This window comes from Streptomyces sp. NPDC004667 (assembly GCF_040609475.1).
Taxonomy (GTDB): Bacteria; Actinomycetota; Actinomycetes; order Streptomycetales; family Streptomycetaceae; genus Streptomyces.
Genome location: NZ_JBEXKC010000023.1, coordinates 36138 through 55623, shown reverse-complemented (window position 1 = coordinate 55623; position 19486 = coordinate 36138). Strand labels below are relative to the sequence as shown.

Annotated in this window: 8 protein-coding genes, 1 pseudogene and 1 riboswitch; of the genes and pseudogenes, 5 read left to right on the top strand and 4 right to left on the bottom strand. The window is 69.2% G+C overall.

Annotated features, from left to right (window positions below; translation table 11 throughout):
- Complete coding sequence (locus ABZW32_RS15755) at positions 1 to 801, top strand: cobalt-precorrin-6A reductase (protein WP_356215824.1); 801 nt, start codon at positions 1 to 3, stop codon at positions 799 to 801.
- A gap of 131 nt (positions 802 to 932) precedes the next feature.
- Entirely contained in the window at positions 933 to 1433 is a 501-nt protein-coding gene (locus ABZW32_RS15750) for a hypothetical protein (protein ID WP_356215822.1), read from the top strand.
- Between the two features lie 92 nt (positions 1434 to 1525).
- On the opposite strand, the gene ABZW32_RS15745 is transcribed toward ABZW32_RS15750, so the two are convergent.
- The 3 genes from ABZW32_RS15745 to cobG are packed head-to-tail and all read right to left on the bottom strand — an operon-like array spanning position 1526 to position 5038.
- Positions 1526 to 3031, bottom strand: coding sequence for a precorrin-2 C(20)-methyltransferase (locus tag ABZW32_RS15745; RefSeq protein WP_356215819.1), 1506 nt, complete (start codon positions 3029 to 3031; stop codon positions 1526 to 1528).
- Positions 3028 to 3675 (bottom strand): precorrin-8X methylmutase, encoded by a 648-nt coding sequence (locus tag ABZW32_RS15740; RefSeq protein WP_356215817.1) that lies wholly within the window; start codon positions 3673 to 3675, stop codon positions 3028 to 3030. Before ABZW32_RS15740 ends, ABZW32_RS15745 begins: the two co-directional genes overlap by 4 nt.
- Positions 3676 to 3679: 4 nt before the next feature.
- Positions 3680 to 5038 carry a precorrin-3B synthase gene (gene cobG / locus ABZW32_RS15735; RefSeq protein ID WP_356215814.1) on the bottom strand — a complete coding sequence of 453 codons (1359 nt, stop codon included), beginning with the start codon at positions 5036 to 5038 and terminating at the stop codon, positions 3680 to 3682.
- A gap of 522 nt (positions 5039 to 5560) precedes the next feature.
- Positions 5561 to 5720, top strand: a riboswitch (cobalamin riboswitch).
- A 30-nt stretch (positions 5721 to 5750) separates the two neighbouring features.
- Here cobG and cobN point away from each other — a divergent pair.
- The 3 genes and pseudogenes from cobN to ABZW32_RS15720 all read left to right on the top strand — a co-directional run.
- A complete protein-coding gene (gene cobN, locus ABZW32_RS15730; RefSeq protein WP_356215812.1) occupies positions 5751 to 9371 on the top strand; it encodes a cobaltochelatase subunit CobN in 3621 nt (1206 codons plus the stop codon).
- Between the two features lie 615 nt (positions 9372 to 9986).
- Entirely contained in the window at positions 9987 to 10484 is a 498-nt protein-coding gene (locus tag ABZW32_RS15725) for a signal protein (protein WP_356215809.1), read from the top strand.
- 211 nt (positions 10485 to 10695) lie between these two features.
- Positions 10696 to 10941, top strand: a pseudogene (locus ABZW32_RS15720) (integrase core domain-containing protein); the annotation flags it as partial.
- Between the two features lie 904 nt (positions 10942 to 11845).
- Here ABZW32_RS15720 and ABZW32_RS15715 read toward each other — a convergent pair.
- Entirely contained in the window at positions 11846 to 19306 is a 7461-nt protein-coding gene (locus tag ABZW32_RS15715; protein WP_356215806.1) for a ricin-type beta-trefoil lectin domain protein, read from the bottom strand.
- Between the last annotated feature and the right edge of the window lie 180 nt (positions 19307 to 19486).

Here is a 19486-nt window from a genome sequence, read left to right as displayed (position 1 = left end):
ATGGCTGCTGACCGGCACGTCCGCGCTGACCGACACCGGGCGCACGTCCTGATCCTGGGCGGCACCACGGAGGCCCGCCGCCTCGCGGAGGCACTGGAGCACCACCCCGCGTACCGGGTGACGACCTCGCTGGCGGGCCGGGTCACCGCGCCGGTGCTGCCGCCGGGCGAGACCCGGATCGGCGGTTTCGGCGGCGTCGCCGGGCTGGCCGGCTGGATCGTGGGGCACGACGTCACCCATGTCGTGGACGCCACGCACCCCTTCGCGGAGCGGATGAGCTTCCACGCCTCCGAGGCCGAGGCGCTCACGGGCGTGCCGCTGCTGGCGCTGCGCCGCCCCGGCTGGACCCCCGGTCCGGGCGACGCCTGGACGTTCGCGGACTCCCTCGCCGGGGCCGCCGCGCTGCTGCCGGAACTGGACGCCCGCCGGGTGTTCCTGACGACGGGACGCATGGGCCTGCACACCTTCGCGCACCTCACCGGACCCTGGTTCCTGGTGCGCTCGGTGGATCCGCCGGCCGGACCGGTGCCGCCGCGCCTGGAAGTACTCCTGGAGCGGGGCCCGTTCACGCTGGAGGACGAGCGGGAGCTGCTCGCCCGGCACCGGATCGACCTGCTGGTCACCAAGGACAGCGGCGGGTCCGCGACGGCCCCCAAGCTCACCGCCGCCCGGGAGGCCGGGATCCCGGTCCTCGTCGTACGCCGCCCCGCGGTCCCGGAGGGGGTCGCCGAGGCCCCGTCGGTGGAGGCGGCCCTGCGCTGGCTGGACACGCCGAGCCCGGCGGCGGGCGGCGCGGACTGACGGACGGCCGCGGCGGCAGCGGCGGCCGGGACTGACGGGACGCACGGAACGGCCTGCGCGACCGAAGTCCCTGGTGAAACGGGCTCTTCCGGCCGGTCCCGGCCCGCCGCCGCACCCTCTAGGCTGAGGGAATGCGGATACGTCACTCCCTCGCCCTGATCCTGGCCGTCACGGCGCTCGTCACCGGATGCGGCGAGAAAGCGACCCCCAGAGCGTGGGCGCCCGACGACGCCCTGCAGCGGGCCGACGAGAGCCTCGGCAAGGGCGCCGGGGAGGGCCGGGTGACGGCGCGGGGCACCGGGTTCCTGCGCTCCGGGCTGGAGAAGACCCTGGAGACCGGCGGGGAGCGCCCGTACCGCTTCGACATCGCCTGCGACAGCGAGGAGGAGACCCACGTGACCCTCGTACTGTCGCGGGAGGGCGGGCCCGGTGAGCGCTCCTTCGACGTGGCGTGCACCGCCGGGGAGCCCACCCGGCTCAACCTCCCGGTGGGCCCCCCGCTGACGGCCCACATCGAACCGAAGCCGCAGGACGACTCGCCGCCGGTCGGGGTGCTGTCCTGGCAGTTGCTCACCCTGGACCCCGAGGCCGTCCAGGGCTGCGCCGACGCCCTGGCGGGCTGCGCGGGCTGACCCGCGCGGGCCGCGCGCCCCCCGGCCGTACGCACCCCTCCCCCGGTGCGAGACCCCACCGGGCCCCGCACCGGGGATTCAGGCGGGCGCGGTCACGGGTAGCGGCGCGGGGTCCAGGTCACCCGGGAGCCGTCGGGCCGCTCGGTCACCTGCGTCTGCGAGGAACCGATCAGCAGGATCGTGCGCATGTCCACCTCGGCGGGCTCCAGCGCGTCCAGGGTGAGGATCCGCACCGACTGCTCCGGGCCGCCCACGTCCCGCGCGACGACCACCGGGGTCTGCGGCGAACGCAGCTCCAGCAGCAGCTCCTTGGCCTGAGCCACCTGCCAGGTCCGGCTGCGCGAGCCCGGGTTGTACAGGGCGAGCACCAGGTCGGCGGCGGCCGCGGCGCGCAGCCGCTCCGCGATGACCTCCCACGGCTTGAGCCGGTCGGACAGCGAGATGGTGGCGTAGTCGTGGCCGAGGGGGGCGCCCGCCGCGGCGGCCGCCGCGTTGGCCGCGGTCACGCCCGGCAGCACCCGTACGGGCACGTCCGCGTACTCGGGCTGGGCGGCGACCTCCAGGACGGCGGTGGCCATGGCGAAGACGCCGGGGTCCCCGCCGGAGACCACGACGACCCGCTTGCCGCGCCGGGCGAGGTCGAGGGCGAACTCGGCCCGCTCGGACTCCACCTTGTTGTCGGAGCCGTGCCGCACCTGCCCCGGCTTGACCGGCACCCGGTCCAGGTAGGTGGTGTACCCGACGAGGACCTCCGCGTCGGCCAGCGCCCGCCGGGTCTCGGCGGTCAGCCACAGCGGCCCGGCGGGCCCGGTGCCGACGACGGCGACCTGCCCGGGGCCGGACGGCACGCTGCCCGGGTTGCCGATCCGGCTGGGCACGACGGCCACGGCGAAGTACGGCACGGTGTCGGGATCGGTGTCGGCGAGGACACCGGTGCGCTCGCCCTCCATCGTGGCCCGTTCCACGTACCGGGCCTCGGACAGCCGCCCGCTGGCCTCCATCGCCCGGCGCACGCCGGGGAAGGTGCGGCCGAGCTTCATGACGACCGCGGAGTCGGTGGCGGCGAGGCGCGCGGTGAGCTCCTCCTCGGGCAGGGTGCCGGGCAGGATCGTCAGCACCTCCTCGCCCTCGACGAGCGGGGTGCCCAGCCGGGCCGCGGCGGCGCTCACGGAGGTGACGCCGGGGATCACCTCGGCTTCGTACCGGTCCGCGAGCCGCTTGTGCATGTGCATGTACGAGCCGTAGAAGAGCGGGTCCCCCTCGGCGAGCACGGCCACGGTGCGGCCCGCGTCGAGATGGGCGGCGAGGCGGGCGGCGGAGGCCTCGTAGAACTCCTCCATCGCGCCCTGGTAGCCGCCGGGGTGGTCGGTGGTCTCGGTGGTGACCGGGTAGACCAGCGGCTCTTCGACGTGGTCGGAGCGCAGGTGCTTCGCGGCGATCGAACGGGCGATGGAACGGCCGTGGCGGGCGCTGTGGTAGGCGACGACGTCGGCCTCGGCGATCACCTCGGCGGCCCGCAGGGTCATCAGGGAGGGGTCGCCGGGGCCGAGTCCGACGCCGTACAGCCTGCCCTTGCCCGGGGTGGTGCTGGTGCTCATTCTTCCTCGCTCGCGATCGCGTTGACGGCGGCGGCCGCGATGGCGCTGCCGCCGCGCCGGCCCCGCACGATCAGGTGGTCGAGGCCCGAGGGGTGGGCGGCGAGGGCGTCCTTGGACTCGGCAGCGCCGATGAAGCCGACGGGCACGCCGATCACGGCGGCCGGGCGCGGGGCGCCCTCCTCGATCATCTCCAGCAGCCGGAACAGCGCGGTGGGCGCGTTGCCGACGGCGATCACGGAGCCCTCCAACAGGCCCCGGTCGCGCCAGACTTCGAGGGCGGCGGCGCTGCGCGTGGTGCCCATCTTCGCGGCGAGCTCCGGCACGGCCGGGTCGGAGAGGGTGCAGATCACCTCGTTGTCGGCGGGCAGCCGCTTGCGGGTGACCCCGCTCGCCACCATCTGCACGTCGCACAGGATCGGCGCGCCCGCGGCCAGCGCGGCGCGCGCCCGCAGCACGACCTCGGGGGTGTAGCCGAGGTCCTGGGGCAGGTCCGTCATCCCGCAGGCGTGAATCATGCGCACCGCGACCTGGGCGACGGAGGCGGGCAGCCCGGAGAGGTCCGCCTCGGCGCGGATCGTGGCAAAGGACTGGCGGTAGATCGCGGCGCCGTCCTTCTCGTACTCGAACACGGTGTACTCGCTCATTTCTTCACAGCGACGGTGATGGGGTGGTGCTGCGGGCGGCCGTGAGGGCCGCCGCCAGGTCTGCGTGCGCGACCGGTGCGGCGGGCCGCCCGGGCGCGGAGATCTCGTACCCGTCCGGGGTGGCGACCAGGTCCACCCAGGCGGTGCCCCTCGGGTGCCCGCAGCGCCGCTCGCATCCGGACCAGTGCACGGACAGCGGGCCGGCCGTCCGCGCCGCGAGGGACCGCGCGTCGGCCCGTACGTCGGCCCGCGACTTGGCGCAACCGGGCTGCCCGGTACAGGCCGTGACGGACCGTCGGGGATCGCCGGGCGACGTGATGAGCCCGGCTCCGGCGAGGGCGTCGAGCGCGGGGCCCGCCGTACGGTGCGTCAGGCCGGGGACGACGACCCCGCGCCAGGGGGTCAGCCGCATCCGGCCGGTGAGCCCGGCCAGCAGCCGCCACTGGCCGGCGGTCAGCCGTCCGAGGGGTGCGAGCACGGACAGCGCGGCGGCGGCGCCGGGCCCGGACGCGGACCCGGACCCGGACCCGGCCACGATCCCGGGCTCGGGGCCGTCGGCGGCGGTCCGGGGCGCGGGGGTGTCGGGCTCGGTCTCGGAGGTGGCGGCGCGGGGCGCGGGGACACCGGCCACCCGTCCCGGAATCCCGGCGGCGGCCAGTCGCTCGCTCAACACCCTTACGTCCAGGGCGTGTTCGGCGGGAAGCTCGGTCACCCGCCAGGCCCGGGTCCCGGCGTGCGCGACGGCGTCGAGGAAGAGGTTCGCGGCGACCAGGGCGGCTCGGGGGGCGTCACCGGCCGCTACCAGGACGCCCTCCGGGGAGCCGGCGGTCCACACCAGGGCGCCGTCCCCGCACGCGGTCAGCGTCACGTCGGCCGCGAGGGAGGCCACGTCGCCGCGCCCGTCGTCGAGGGCGAACAGGAACCGCCCCGACAGGCGGGCCGCGCCCGGATCCGCGCACAACAGCCGGTCCAGCAGCGGCACCCAGGCCGAGACGTCCGGCAGCCCGGCCCGGTCGAGGCCGGCCAGCGGCGACGCGACGACGTTGCGGACCCGCTCGTGGGAGGGGGCGGGCAGCAGCCCGGCCCGGTCGAGCAGCTCCGCGAGCTCCCCGCCACAGCTCTCGCCGAGGCCGCGCAGCTGCGCGTTGCCGCGCGAGGTGAGGTCGAGGTGGCCGTCGCCGAGCCGTTCGGCGGCGTCGGCCAGCAGCAGGGCGGCCGGTCCGTCGAGGAGTCCGCCGGGGATCCGGATGCGCGCCAGGAACCCGTCGTCGGCCGCGTGCAGGCGCAGCGCGCCGGGGCAGGCGTCACCGCGTTCCCGTATGACGGGTTCGTCCCGCGATGCGGCGGAAGGGGGCTGGGGCATGGCCGCGAGCATACCCACGATTGCCCGCCCCCGACCTGTGTCCGTCGCCACCCCGCCGCCCCGGACCGGCACCGGGATTCCGCCTCCGGATTCCGCTTCCGGCCCCGGCCCGTGCACGTCACCGGGCCTTGTGACCCGGAACGGGCACCCTGATCCCGTACCCCGGTTCCGTCTCCGGCCCCGGTGGTGTCCGGGGCGCGGGGCGGGGCGCGCCGGAGCACGGGCGATTGGGAACACCAGGCACGGGGCAGAGCCCCGGCGAAGCCACCCCACCCCGCCCACCCCCACCGGGACGCACCGCCCCGGCCGCCCCCGCCGGGACCTGCCACCCCGGCACACCCACACCGGTACGCACCACCCCCGACCGCCCCCGCCGGGAGCCACCACCGCCCGACCGATGCCACCGGCCCCACCGACCGGCACCTCCCGCCCACCCGCACCGGCCCCGCCGACCGACGCCACCCACCGACACGCACCGGCCCACCCACTCCCACCCCCACTCCCGGCCAGGGACGACGCCGCCTAAGATGACCTTCCGACGGACCGTTCGGCCCGTCATCGCCGAGGACGGCGACATGGGAGGAAGCCCGGTGCGATTCCGGCGCGGTCCCGCCACTGTGAACCCCGCGGAGCACCCGCGCGGGGTGAGTCAGGAACTCCCGCCGTCCTCACTGCCCGGGGCGCGGAAACCCCGAGGAAGGCCTGCCGCCGCATGATCCTGCTGCTGTCGACGTCCGACACCGATCTGCTCAGCGCTCGCGCCGCGAACACGGCGGACGGCCCCGTCCCGTACCGGTTCGCGAACCCCTCCCGCCTCCCGCTCGACGACCTCCCGGGTCTCCTCGACGGCGTCGGCCTGGTCGTCGTACGCCTCCTCGGCGGCCTGCGCGCCTGGCAGGAGGGCCTCGACGTCCTCCTGGCCCCCGACCAGACCCGCCCGGTCGTGGTCCTGACCGGCGAACAGGCCCCGGACGCCCAGCTGATGGAGGCCTCCACCGTCCCCATCGGCATCGCGGCCGAGGCGCACGCCTACCTCGCGCACGGCGGCCCGGCCAACCTCGACCAGCTGGCCCGGTTCCTCTCCGACACCGTCCTGCTCACCGGCCACGGCTTCGAGCCCCCGGCCGGCTCCCCCACCTGGGGCCGGCTGGAGCGCACGGCAGGCCGTGACAGCGGCCCCCGGGTCGCGGTGCTCTACTACCGCGCCCACCAGATGAGCGGCAACACCGCCTTCGTGCACGCCCTGTGCGAGGCCGTCGAGGCCAAGGGCGGACAGCCCCTCCCCCTCTACGTGTCCTCCCTGCGCACCCCCGAGCCGGAACTGCTGGCCGAGCTGGAGGGGGTCGACGCGATCGTCACCACCGTCCTGGCCGCCGGCGGCACCCGCCCCGCGACCGCCTCGGCGGGCGGGGACGACGAGTCCTGGGACGCGGGCGCCCTCGCCGCGCTGGGCGTGCCGATCCTCCAGGCCCTGTGCCTGACCGGCTCCCGCAGCGCCTGGGAGGAGAACGACGAGGGCCTCTCGCCCCTCGACGCCGCCACCCAGGTCGCCGTGCCCGAGTTCGACGGCCGCCTGATCACCGTCCCCTTCTCCTTCAAGGAGATCGACGAGGACGGGCTGCCCGCCTACGTCGCCGACCCCGAGCGGGCCGCCCGCGTCGCCGGCATCGCCGTGCGCCACGCCCGCCTGCGCCACATCGAGCGCCGCGACAAGAAGATCGCCCTCGTCCTCTCCGCGTACCCCACGAAGCACTCCCGCATCGGCAACGCGGTCGGCCTCGACACCCCCGCCAGCGCCGTGGAGCTGCTGCGCACCCTCATCTCGCACGGCTACGACTTCGGACCCACCTCCGACATCCCCGGCCTGATCTCCGGTGACGGCGACGAGCTGATCCGCGCCCTGATCGAGGCGGGCGGCCACGACCAGGACTGGCTGACCGAGGAGCAGCTGGCCCGCAACCCGGTTCGCATCCCGGCCGCCGACTACAAGCGCTGGTTCGCCGAGCTCCCGGCCGAGCTGCGCGACAGTGTCACCGAACACTGGGGCGAAGCCCCGGGCAACATGTTCGTGGACCGCTCCTCGAACCAGGAGGGCGACATCGTCCTGGCGGCCCTGCGCCGCGGGAACCTCCTCGTCCTGATCCAGCCGCCGCGCGGCTTCGGCGAGAACCCGATCGCGATCTACCACGACCCGGACCTGCCGCCGTCGCACCACTACCTGGCGGCGTACCGCTGGATCCAGGCAGCCGCGGAGGACGGCGGCTTCGGCGCCGACGCGATGATCCACCTGGGCAAGCACGGCAACCTCGAATGGCTGCCGGGCAAGAACGCCGGCCTCTCGGCCTCCTGCGCGCCGGACGCCGCGCTCGGCGACCTCCCCCTCATCTATCCCTTCCTGGTCAACGACCCGGGCGAGGGCACCCAGGCCAAGCGCCGGGTGCACGCCACCCTGGTCGACCACCTCGTCCCGCCGATGGCCCGCGCGGAGTCGTACGGCGACATCGCGCGCCTGGAGCAGCACCTGGACGAGTACGCGCAGATCAGCGCCATGGACCCGTCCAAGCTCCCGGCGATCCGCGCCCAGATCTGGACCCTGATCCAGGCGGCGAAGCTCGACCACGACCTGGGCCTCGACGAGCGCCCCGACGACGACGGCTTCGACGACTTCCTCCTGCACGTCGACGGCTGGCTGTGCGAGGTCAAGGACGCCCAGATCCGCGACGGCCTGCACGTCCTCGGCGGCGCCCCGACCGGCGAGGCCCGGGTCAACCTGGTCCTCGCGATCCTGCGCGCCCGCCAGATCTGGGGCGGCACCTCCGCCCTGCCCGGCCTGCGCGAGGCCCTCGGCCTGGACGAGTCGGCCGCCACCCGCACCTCGGCGGACGAGGTCGAGGCGACGGCCCGCGCCCTGGTCCAGGCGATGGAGGACGCGAACTGGTCCCCGGAGGCGGTCGCCACGGTCGCGGCCGGCCACCCCACCCCGGTCTCGGACATCCTCACCTTCGCGGTGCACGAGGTCGTCCCCCGCCTGGCCGGCACCACGGACGAGATCGCCCACGTGGTCACCGCCCTGGACGGCGGCTTCGTCCCGGCCGGTCCCTCGGGCTCCCCGCTCCGCGGCCTGGTCAACGTCCTCCCGACGGGCCGCAACTTCTACTCGGTCGACCCCAAGGCCGTCCCGTCCCGCCTCGCGTGGGAGACCGGGCAGGCCCTGGCCGACTCCCTCCTCACCCGCTACCGCACCGACAACGACGGCGAATGGCCCGCCTCGGTCGGCCTGTCCCTGTGGGGCACCAGCGCGATGCGCACCTCCGGCGACGACGTCGCCGAGGCTCTGGCCCTCCTCGGCATCCGCCCCGTCTGGGACGAGGCCTCACGCCGCGTCACGGGCATCGAGGCCATCCCCCTCGCAGAACTCGACCGCCCCCGAATCGACGTCACCCTCCGCATCTCGGGCTTCTTCCGCGACGCGTTCCCGCACGTCATCGGCCTCCTCGACGACGCGGTCCGGCTGGCGGCCTCCCTGGACGAGCCGGCCGCCCACAACTACATCCGCGCCCACGCCCAGGCCGACCTCGCCGAACACGGCGACGAACGCCGCGCCACGACCCGCATCTTCGGCTCCCGCCCGGGCACGTACGGCGCGGGCATCCTCCAGCTGATCGACTCCCGCGACTGGCGCACCGACGCCGACCTGGCGGAGGTCTACACGGTCTGGGGCGGCTACGCCTACGGCCGCGGCCTGGAGGGCCGCGCGGCCCGCGCCGAAATGGAATCGGCGTACAAGCGCATCACGGTGGCCGCAAAGAACACCGACACCCGCGAGCACGACATCGCGGACTCGGACGACTACTTCCAGTACCACGGCGGCATGGTGGCCACGGTCCGCGCCCTGCGCGGCACGGCCCCCGAGGCCTACATCGGCGACTCCACCCGCCCGGAAACGGTCAAGACCCGCACCCTGGTCGAGGAGACCTCCCGCGTCTTCCGCGCCCGGGTGGTCAACCCCAAGTGGATCGAGGCGATGCGCCGCCACGGCTACAAGGGCGCCTTCGAACTGGCGGCGACGGTCGACTACCTCTTCGGCTACGACGCCACCACGGGCGTCGTCGCGGACTGGATGTACGACAAGCTGACGGAAACCTACGTCCTGGACCCCACGAACCGCACCTTCCTGGAGGAAGCCAACCCCTGGGCCCTCCACGGCATCGCGGAACGCCTCCTGGAAGCCGAATCCCGCGGCATGTGGGAAAAGCCGGACCCCCAGATCCTCGAATCCCTCCGCCAGGTCTACCTGGACACGGAAGGCAACCTCGAAGGCGAATCGGAGTAGCCGCCGCCTCTCCCACACGAACCGGCCTCCTCCCCCACCAAACGGGCGAGGAGGCCGGTTCAGCTGCCGCACACGGTACGCCCAAAAACGCGACACGCATCGCCTGCCGCACCGGGAACCGGCTCTCCGTGAACGCGATGTTCGCGGCGACTTCCGCGGCCTGTACATCCGATACATCCCAGTCGAGGATCCTTTGGGTTTCCGATCAACCGGACTTCCTACAGCACTGCACCCAGCGACGATGCCATCGATCTCGGCCTGATACGAGGCCCCGGCAGTCTCACGGATGGGCCTCACCCCGGCGAGAGAAGGCCCTACTGTCAGGCTCCACAAGTCCATCAGCCGCCCCCTGGCGGTAGATCGCGATCCGGCGCCAGATCGCGCCATGGAAGCCTCGCGGGCGGCCACCCTCGTGGGGGCAAGAGGGTCACAGCCTCATACTCTTCGCGCATGCACCTCGGAAGATCCATAGCCTTGCTGATCGGCGCATCGATTCTGGTCAGCGCATGCTCCGCCACGTCTGCCCCGCCCTCTGCGGACACCCTCAGCTCCCCAACCGGCGCGGTGACCGCGTCTACACCGCCCTCAGCAGATTCTCCAGGCGCGCGGGCCAAGTTGAGCGCTGCCGATCTGCAGGGCCGCTGGTGGACCTGGGCGGCTTCGAGCGTCAGCGGCTCGAACCCTGTCTCGGATCAGGACGGCCACCTGTGCGGTCAGGGCCAGGCAGGCGGCATCTGGTTCCTGGCCGGCACCTTCGGCGAAACCGTGACGCGCTCGTGCACAGTGCCTTCAGCTGTGCCAGTGGCCTTCCCCCTGGTGAACCTCATGGGTAAAGCAAGCGACTGCACCGCGTTCATGACTTCGGCTCAGGGAAATGCCGTCCTCGACGGCCAGACTCTGGAGCCCCAACGATACGAGGCGACAGCCGTGCAGATCAGTGCTGTCGACGGTAATCCGATCACCCAGAACGGGGGGCGCTTGCGAACCCAGGCCTGCGGCCTCTGGGTGCAACTGGAACCGCTGGCACCTGGCAGCCATACTCTGAGCATCCGGGGATCATCGGGATCTTTTGCCGTCTCTGTGGACTACAAGCTTCAGGTCTCGGCCAGCTGAAAGAACATGACCTGTCAATCGAGGCCGCGGCGCTGAAATGCGTCTGCATGGCCGCGCCGGCGGTCAGGACATCGGCCTCTGCACGTGCTCCTTCACCTTCGGCGACCAGATCGACACCAAGATCATCCAGTCCTCGGCGTTCCAGGGCGGCACCACGATCACCGAGGGAAAGGCCGCCGGTGCGTTCGTCCGGGCACTCGACCGGCCCCGTATGGCCGGATCGACAGGGAGGGTCGGGGCAGCCGGCAACAACGCGGCCATGGAGTCCTTCCTCAGCCTGCTGCGGAAGAACGTCCTCGACCGCCGATGCTGGACCACCGGCGAGGAACTGCGGATCACGATCGCGACCTGGGTCGAGCGGCCCCATCACCGACGCCGCCGACAAGCCGCACTCGGCCGCCTGACCCCCGTCACATTCGAGACCGTCACGACCACACCGGCCCTCCAGGCCGCGTGACCGAACCTGTCAGCCGAACCTGCACAGACACCGTGGCGACCAAGCCGAGGGCGACGATCCGCCGGCTTGCGCAACACCTGTCCGCTGGCGTTGCCGTCAACTACTGCCGTCAAACATCAGGAGCGGCCCACCGAGTGATCCATTCGGTGGGCCGCTCCATCCAATTCATGGGATATTAAAAAGGAGCCAAGTTGGCACCTCGATATGGGGAATCCCCGGCCAGTTCAGAGTTCTTCTGGCTCCAGACCCCGCCCGAGTCCCTACTCTGACCCGGCCCACCTCGGCGGCGACCACCCGACAGGACGGCCGCCGCTGACCACTGAGAATTTGACGTTCGGGATATAACCTTCAAGGTAGAACAAATCAAACATCTTCCTGGAAGATCTACATCCCTTTGAAATCACCCTGTCGACGCCCTCAAGCCGAGATGGTCGCCAGCTCCGGTGGAGTAAGGGACACATTGACAATCTGCACGACCGCTTCCAAGCTCCAAGGGCCAGCAATCTTCACCCAAGCCATCTCGCACTCCAGGTCGACCTGACCCCACTCGCCTTCCCAACTCCGAAGCGTGTGCATGCGCGCCTCGAATGGCCAGCTGGATCGTCGAGCGGGCAGCAACGAGACTTGGACGCCGTCGATAAAGCATGGTCCCGTCTCCCGCAGATCCTCCATGCGGAGGTAGCGGATCCGTGCAAGGTGTAGCCACACCGGCGTGTACGGCCTGCCCTCCTCTACGAAACCGAGCGTCAGGTCCCCCTCAGGCCAAGTCGCATCCATCTGGCACACCGCTGTCTGAACACAATAGCCAGTCCATCGCGCAGTGATGTCCGAGATTGCCTGAATCTTTCGGGCATACGAACTGAACGCGTCGGCCTCACCGAATTCATTCAACGTCCACACACTCCTATGGGCAATTACTGAGATGCTCGCCCGTATCTTTATGGTCTTGCGTCGAAGAATAGGGAGTTCCATCAGGATTCCAACGCTGCGGACGGTTTTTAACGTTCGGCCCCATGTCAATCGTATTGCTTCTCACGACACGACCGTTCGCCATTTCTATTGAAACTTTGTTCCCCGAGGCGTCCTTGAACGTAGCCCAGGCGCCAGAATCTCCAGCGGGTCCCGTCATCTCAAAGCCATTGGTCCGAAGCGTATCGTACGCCTGGGTTTGAGTCATCCCATTCATGTTCGGAACAGACGGGAAGGGATTAACAGTTCCACCACTGTTGTGAACCAGGACCGGCGTGGCACCCGCCAGCACATAGTACGTGTGGAGGTCGGCAATGGTGAGGTTGTAGGTCACCTTCCTTGCCTGGTACAGCCTCGAATCCGCCAGCCGTGCGGTCTTCCCGCCGATCGCCTCGAATGCCGTTCCGGGCTCCAACTGTCCGGCATCGACCCAGGCGGATGCAGACTTGGACCAGAAGGGGTGATGTTTCGTCGCGGTTACGGACTGCGACCCGTCTTCTGTAGTTATCGTAAGGTCTGTGAAGTCCTTGTCGTCTTCTGTGAAGATCTCCGAGGTGACCGTCTTTGCGCCGGTCTCGCCGGTCTCCGGGTCCGTCGCGACTACCTCATCCCCTGTACGTACGTCCTCAATCCTCTTTGAAGTGCCGTCGGCCATCAGGATGAGAGTACCCGCGATAAAACTATTGGGGGAGAGGCAAATTTTCTTCACGCCGCGTGAGGTTGAGGCAGCTTCGCCAATTGCCATGCCGAAGCCCACGGAGGCCACCGCCCCAATAGCATCGTTGACTGCCTGGCCGCATTCACCATTCTCATTTGAGCCGGTGATGCATTCGTAGAGATTGTGAATGCCGAGAAACGCCATCCAGTCGCCGGTGGTGGGGGTTGACAGTCCGATCCCGTTGGCTACATCACAGAATTTCTTATTACTGATGGAATCAGGGGAGCAGAGATTGTATGCCCAAGTGTGGACATTTTCTTCGTAGCTCCGACTCTTGGGGTATGTGACAATATTTCGCGCGTTTAGTTCTTCTTGGGTCGGTAGATCCTGCCCTGCGATGGTTATTCTCACGGTGCCCGCACCGCTCTTGTTTCCGCCGCTCCGCCCACCGGTGCTCCCGGTGCTCTTCCCGCCGGTGTTGCCGCCGATGTAGCCGCCGTGGAATCCGCTGCCGCTGCGTGCGCTACCGCGATCGCGGTTCCAGACACTGTCGGGGTTTCCGACGCTGCATCCGTCGCAGTAGTGGCTGAGGCGGGGAGGGTCGGGGTTCCAGACACTGTCGGGGTTTCCGACGCTGCATCCGTCACAGAAGAGGCCTGAGGGGTCGGATCCGCCGATGGGGTTGCCGTTGGCGTAGGTGTACCCGTTCATCTGCAGCGGGTTGGTGATGTCGATGATGGGGTCGACGGAGATGAAGCGGCCGGTGGTGGGTTCGTATTCGCGGGCGCCGATGTGGGTGAGGCCGGTGTTGGTGTCGTCGACGCCGGTGCCGAGGAATCCTCGGTTGCCTGGCCAGTTGCCGGGCTGGGTGCCGCGGGGGTTGCCGTAGGGGTCGGACTTGCGGCGGGTGAGGTTCTGGCCTGCTGCGAGGTCGACGGTGGTGGTGGCGGTCCCGTGGTGGTCGGCAAGCTGGACGCTGAGCTGGTGGTTGGTGGCCTTGCCGCTGGTTCGGCGGACGGTGGTGGCGTCGGGGCCGCTGTAGTAGCGGATCGCGTCGAGAGCCTGGCCGGCCTTGTTGACGGTGATCTCGGCTTCGCCGAGGTAGAGAGTGCGGGAGCTGCCGGTTTCCTCGATGAGGCGGTTGCCGCCGGCGTCGTAGATGTAGGTGGAGGTGTTGTCGAAGGTGAACTGCTGTGGGCCGGTGGCGTTGCACGCCCACAGCTGGAGGTCACCGCCGTCGGCGGCGTTGTTGGGAACATCAACGCATTGGTTGGTCGCCGGGTTGTTCAGTGACTTGTCGCCGGCCCGATAGACGAACTTCTGCTTGTCACTGCCGTCACACGTGGCCATGACCAACTTGCTTCCGCTGGTCGTGAGGCACTTGTCCAGGGCGCGGACGGTGTCGCCGGTCAGGCGCCACTGCTGGGCCTTGGTTTCGTTGCAGGGGTAGATCTGCACCGGGGTGCCATCGGTGGTGCCGCTGCTCTCAACGTCGATGCACTTACCCGAGGCTCCGATGACGGAGACGGCTCCGATGCCGGGACTTGTGGCAGAGGTGAGCTTGTTGCGCCGGTCCCAGTTCAGGGTCTGGGTGTCGCCGTCGATGCGCCGGGTCTTGGTGTTGCCCGATGCGTCGTAGGTGTAGTCCGAGAGTGCGGTGACCGTGGAGCCCGGGTTGCGGGTGGTCTTTTCGGTCTTGGCAAGAGCGTGGGGCTGGGTCTTGAGCGGCGGCTGGGCGCCGCCGGTGATGGTGACCCCGTAGGTGTAGGTGGTCTCGTCGTCCAGCGCCGGGTTGGTGAGGTCGCGGTTGGTCAGCTTGGTGCGATTGCCGATCGCGTCGAACTGGTATTCCTGCCAGAAGCCGTCACCATCGGGGCCCGGGGTGACGTCTGCCAGGGAGGGGCCGTTGCAGGCCGCAGTCTTACCTGTCCAGGCCTTGCTGAGCTGGCCCATCGGGTCGTAGGCGTAGCAGGTTCGGTCAACCCGGCCGGCGGGCTGTGTGTCGGTTACCGAGGTGATGTTGCCCGCGATGTCGTAGCCGTAGGAGACGTCGCTGATGCGGTTCGGGCCGGTTTCGCGGTCGCTGATCTGATTGGAGACCTGCCGGGTGCTCTGGTTGTAGAGGGTGGTCGTCCACACCCGGTTAGGGGCGTTGCCGGATGCCGTGCGTAGGACTTCGCCGAAGGGGCTGTACTTGATGTCGGCGGTGTACCAGGACAGGCCCGAGAGGGTCTGGGGCATACCGTCGGCGTTGTAACGGGTGACCAGTTTCTCTGCCGCGAGGCCACCTGGGGTAGCGGGCAGGGTGGTCGACTGGACCTTGCCGGTTGGTGTGTAGGTGGTGGCGTAGGCGTAAGTGCCGGCCAGGCCCTTCGTCGCAGGCGCGTCCGGGATGGTGATCTTCGATGAGGTCGGCCGGTACTCGCTGTCGTAGCCGGTGACCTCGCTTGTGTATGCCACCCCGCCCTCGTAGTGCGTGGAGGCGACGGGCTTGCCCTTCGCGCCCGGCAGCGTATCGAAGGTCCAGGACGCGACTAGGGGGCCGTCGGCTGCGTTGTCACGCAGCTCGGTCATGCGGCCCAGGGCGTCGATGATGTTGTACTGGGTGCGCCCGGTCGAGTCCTTCGTCCAGATCTGCTGGTCGAGGTTGTTGTAGCCGTACTCCGACCGTCCCGTGTCCGGGTCTTCCGCGTACGTCTTGCGGTTACGAGCGTCGTAGCCGTAAGTCCACTTGTTGCCGGCCGCGTCGGTGACCTGCGAGAGCTGGCTGCGCACGTCATAGGAGTAGGAGGTCCGGTTCCAGGTGGTGAGGTCGGTAGCGGTGGCGTGCTCGATGGCTGTGGTACGTCCGAGCGGGTCCTTCCAGGACTTCGCGGCCCGGCTACCCGTGAGGGGGGTCTTGCCGTCGACGGACATGGCCGAGCGAGTGAGAGTGAAGTCGCCCCCGTACTGAGTGGTGGCGGAGTACTGAGGGACGTCCGCGTACAACGTGGTCAGACTGACGGTCCGGCCGAGACCGTCGTAGGCTGCCTTGGTTGAGTTCGGTACGTGGAAGACGCTCTCAGGGACGAAGAACGACTTCGAGGGCGCCCCTTCGGCGTAATAGGCGTTGTTCGTCTGGCTGACCACTCCGTTTGCGTTGTACAGGGTGTCGGTGATGATGCGGCCACCGCCGACGGCCTCGCCCTGGGTCTGGCGCGGGCGGAGGAGACCGTCGTAGATCGTGACGGCCTGCTTGTAGGTGCCGTCGTCCTGCAGGGCATTGGTAGTGACAACCGGAGGCTCGTGCTCCGTGATCTGGTAGCTGTAGGTGACCGCCGCTTTGTCAGTGCCCTGCTTGCGCGAGGGTGTCCAGACCCCAGTCGTGCGCCCGAGGGCGTCGTAGGCCGTGCTCACCTTGCGGCCGTTGGTATCCACGGTCTCCAGGACGCTGCCGCGGCCCGGTTCGGACTTGGCCGTCACAGTGTGGCCGAGGGCGTTGGTGATCACGGTGGTGAAGACTGCGCCGGTCGCAGGGCTGTAGCTGGTCCCGGTGGCGTTCCCGGCGGCGTCGTAATTCTTGATGGGGCGGCCGAGCGCGTCGAAGTCCGTGCGGACCTCAGTAGCCCAGCCGGTACCTGCACCGTCAAGGGAGTCTGTCTGGACTTGGAGTCCCTTGTCCGGCGTTGAGCCGAAGTTGTTGGGAGCATCGTATGAGAACCGTCTGTCGGCCAGGACCTGGCCGGTGGCGGCCTTAGTGCAGTCGCCCGCGGTGGTGCGCGTGCGCTGAGCCAGGCCGATCAGGTGCTTGGCGGTGTTGTGGACGTAGGTGGCCGTCATGCACTGCTGGTTCGACGACGTCCATCCAGTCCCGTTCGACGTTAGGACTTCGACTTCGACGGTCTGAGGTAGACCGTACGAAGTCTCAAAAGTGTTGCGGGTGCGGAGCATCTGCGTGCGGCCGCCGCTGATCGCCTGCATCGCGTCGGTACGTGCGGTGCCTGTGCGGAACGCTTCGAGGGGTGTGGTGCCGTCCCTGGGCTTGGACGCTGTCTTCTGCAGCCAGGGCCAGTTCAACACCCTCGAGGAAATCTCACCTCCAGCCTTCGTGTAAGTGATCGTCTCGGCTTCTCGTCCTTGCAACTGGAGAACGTCCTCTCCGAGGTCTTCGGCCCCGGTGGAGTCCTTGATAGTGATCTTGGCGCGGCCGGCGTCGCCGGACATGCCGCGGAAGTAGCGGGTGCGGGTCTGGGACTGCTCGGTGGCATCGGGCTTACCCGCGTTCGCGGCCACTCCCTTGTTCACCACGACGCTGCCGTAGCCGCGCCATTCGCTGTAGGTACGCAGCTCGGGTTTGGTGAACTCGTCGGTGTCCTTGGCCCAGGCCGCGTCGCCTTCATAGGTGTAGCTGGTGGTGACGTCAGGCTGGCGGGCTACGCGGTCCTTCTCAGTGACCTTGTCGACGACGTACTTGTTGAACCATTCCAGCGGGGGCTTCTCGAGCTCGCCGTCTGGGGACCAGTTGACGGGGAAACAGCGGGTGGTGTTCTCCTCCGGCTTCGGATGGGTGCTGCCAACGGGGCAGGGAGAGGAATAGTCGACGGAAATCTCGCCGCCCGTCTCGGTGCGGATGGTCTCCACGCGCAAACGGTCGAAGTCAGGGGTCGCGTCGGTCACGCTGGTTGCGACGCGATTGGGCATGTCCTGGACGTTGGCAACAAAGGAAACCGGGGGAAGCGCAGCGGATTCCTGGTTTCCGGCAGCATCCTTGGTCGTGCCGTAGCCGGTGCGGGTGATCGACTCCAGCCAGAGCGGCGGGTGAGTGTCAGTGCGCTGCCGGGGAAAGGACTGTGCAAGGGTCCATCGGTCCACGAGGGACAAAGCGGTGGACCCTTCGGTGCGCTGAGCGGAGGTGGTGACGGTGGTCAGGCGCTTACGCGTCCAGAAGGACGGCGAGGTGACATAGCAGTCCTTTGCACTTTCCTTGCAGTAGAGCGTGGAAGGCGTGTCCCACCATGGCTGCTTTTCACCGTAGTTGTTGCCCTCGAACTCGGCGTTGGAGCACTGTGTGGCACCCTCCTTGACGCACCGTTCGGCAACTTGGAAATCGACCTTGGCGGCCGGCGGGCCGGAGAGGTTGTTGCTGCGCAGGCCGTAGGTGATCTGGGTCGGATAGCCAGCCCGGTCGTATGCGACGGGCTCCTTGTACTTGGCGTTCTTGGCGTAGCGGTTGGTCTCCTTCGCCCAGTCGATGATCATGGCGTTGCCGTGGACGTCTTCGACGTAGTCCGCGTTCCAGCGCCAGGCCTGGACGCAGCTGGAAGCCTCGAACGACGTCTGATAACAGGGCTCTCCCTCGTGGTTGCCGAAAACCGGCACAGTGAGGACCGAGTTCGTGACGGGGCGGCTGCCCGCGCCGTCGACATCGTTGCGGCCGAAGAAGTACCGGGTGCCGTCACGCGTGGTGACGACCCAGTACTCGCCGTCCTTCGCACCGTTGGCAACGCTCGGGTCTGTCTTGCGTTCGACCTTGGAACCGTCGTCATTGGCCGGGATCCAGGCGCCTGTGACGGTGTCGTGAAGCAGCTCGGTCGTGGAGCCGCCCAGCGACATGACCACGCTGTCACCGGTCCAGCACAGGTCGCCCTTCTTCTTGTCCGTGGCATTGTCGTTGTTCGGCCGACTCGGGGTTGCCTTGAGGTCGTCCGAGCAGGATCGGTAGCGGCGTTCGATGAACCCTGGCTCGTAGCCCCAGCCATCACCGATCCAAGAGGCCTGACCGTTGGCTACCGACGTCCTTCCATCGACCGCCTGTGAGGAGTAGGAGAACCCGATCTTCGGGGTGGGTCCGGCCGGCGAAGCCGGCACAGTGAGAGGGTAGGACCAGGAGAAGCCGCCGCCGCTGCCGCCCGCACTCCAGGACCCGCTGGGCGACAGGGAGGTCGCCTTGTAGGTGCCGCCCGCGCCGGAGGCGCCGTCGGATGCGGCGAGGACCATCGGGCCGCCGCTGCCGCCGGTCATGGTGCGCAGACCCTGGCCGGGCGTGGTGGCCGGGTCGACGGTGGCGCGGACGGTGCCGGTGGCGGCGTCGTTGACGCTCGGGACGTCCTGGGCGACGGAGCACTCGGGGAGCTGCGGGGTGTCCAGGAAACAAGCGGGTAGTTGCTTGAGCTGCAGGCGGGTGGCCCACTCGGTGCCGTAGAGGTCCTTGAACTTCTTGTAGTCCAGCTGGACGTCGACCGGTGTCGAGCCCTCAGCGGGCGGAGTGACCTTGATCAGCGCGCCGTCGACGTTGGCCGCCTCGGTCGCCGCGCGATTCTCGACACCCACCGTCCAGATGCCCGAGGGCGCCGGGGGCGTCGGGTTCTCCGGCGTCGGAGAGGCCTTGCCGATGCTCACGGGAAGCGTGCCCGCCTGCACCAGTTGGTCACCGGTCAGCGGTACCGCGACGCTGCCGGCCGCCGGAGGTGTCATCTTCGACGGCTCGTACTCGGGCGGCGACTGGGCAGGAGCTCCGGCCCAACCTTCGAGTTTGGCGGCCTCGACCTTGTCGAGCTTGGCCTTCATGTCCTGCTGCAGCCCGGGAAGCTGCACGCCGTCCCGGCCACCCGGTGGTGCTGCCCAGGCCTGAATCGGCAGGAGAGTTGCGATCAGCGCCACCGAGACGGTGATGCCGGTGCGCCCGGCGAGACGCGTGCGTTTCGCGCGCGATCTCTCGTTTCCGGGCAGGCGGAAATTATGCGCCGAGAACGGCGACATGTGGACCCCCCACGATCTGCCCACGGTGAAGACACACGTGTAGCAGGAAACTGGCAAATAGTTCGCTGATTCTGCGGCTCCGAAGCGATCAAAAGCCATAGGAAGCTATCGGATGTGGAGTATGTCACTTACGAAATACATAGATGCCAACAAATCGCACAAGTCGACCACCCGCAAGGA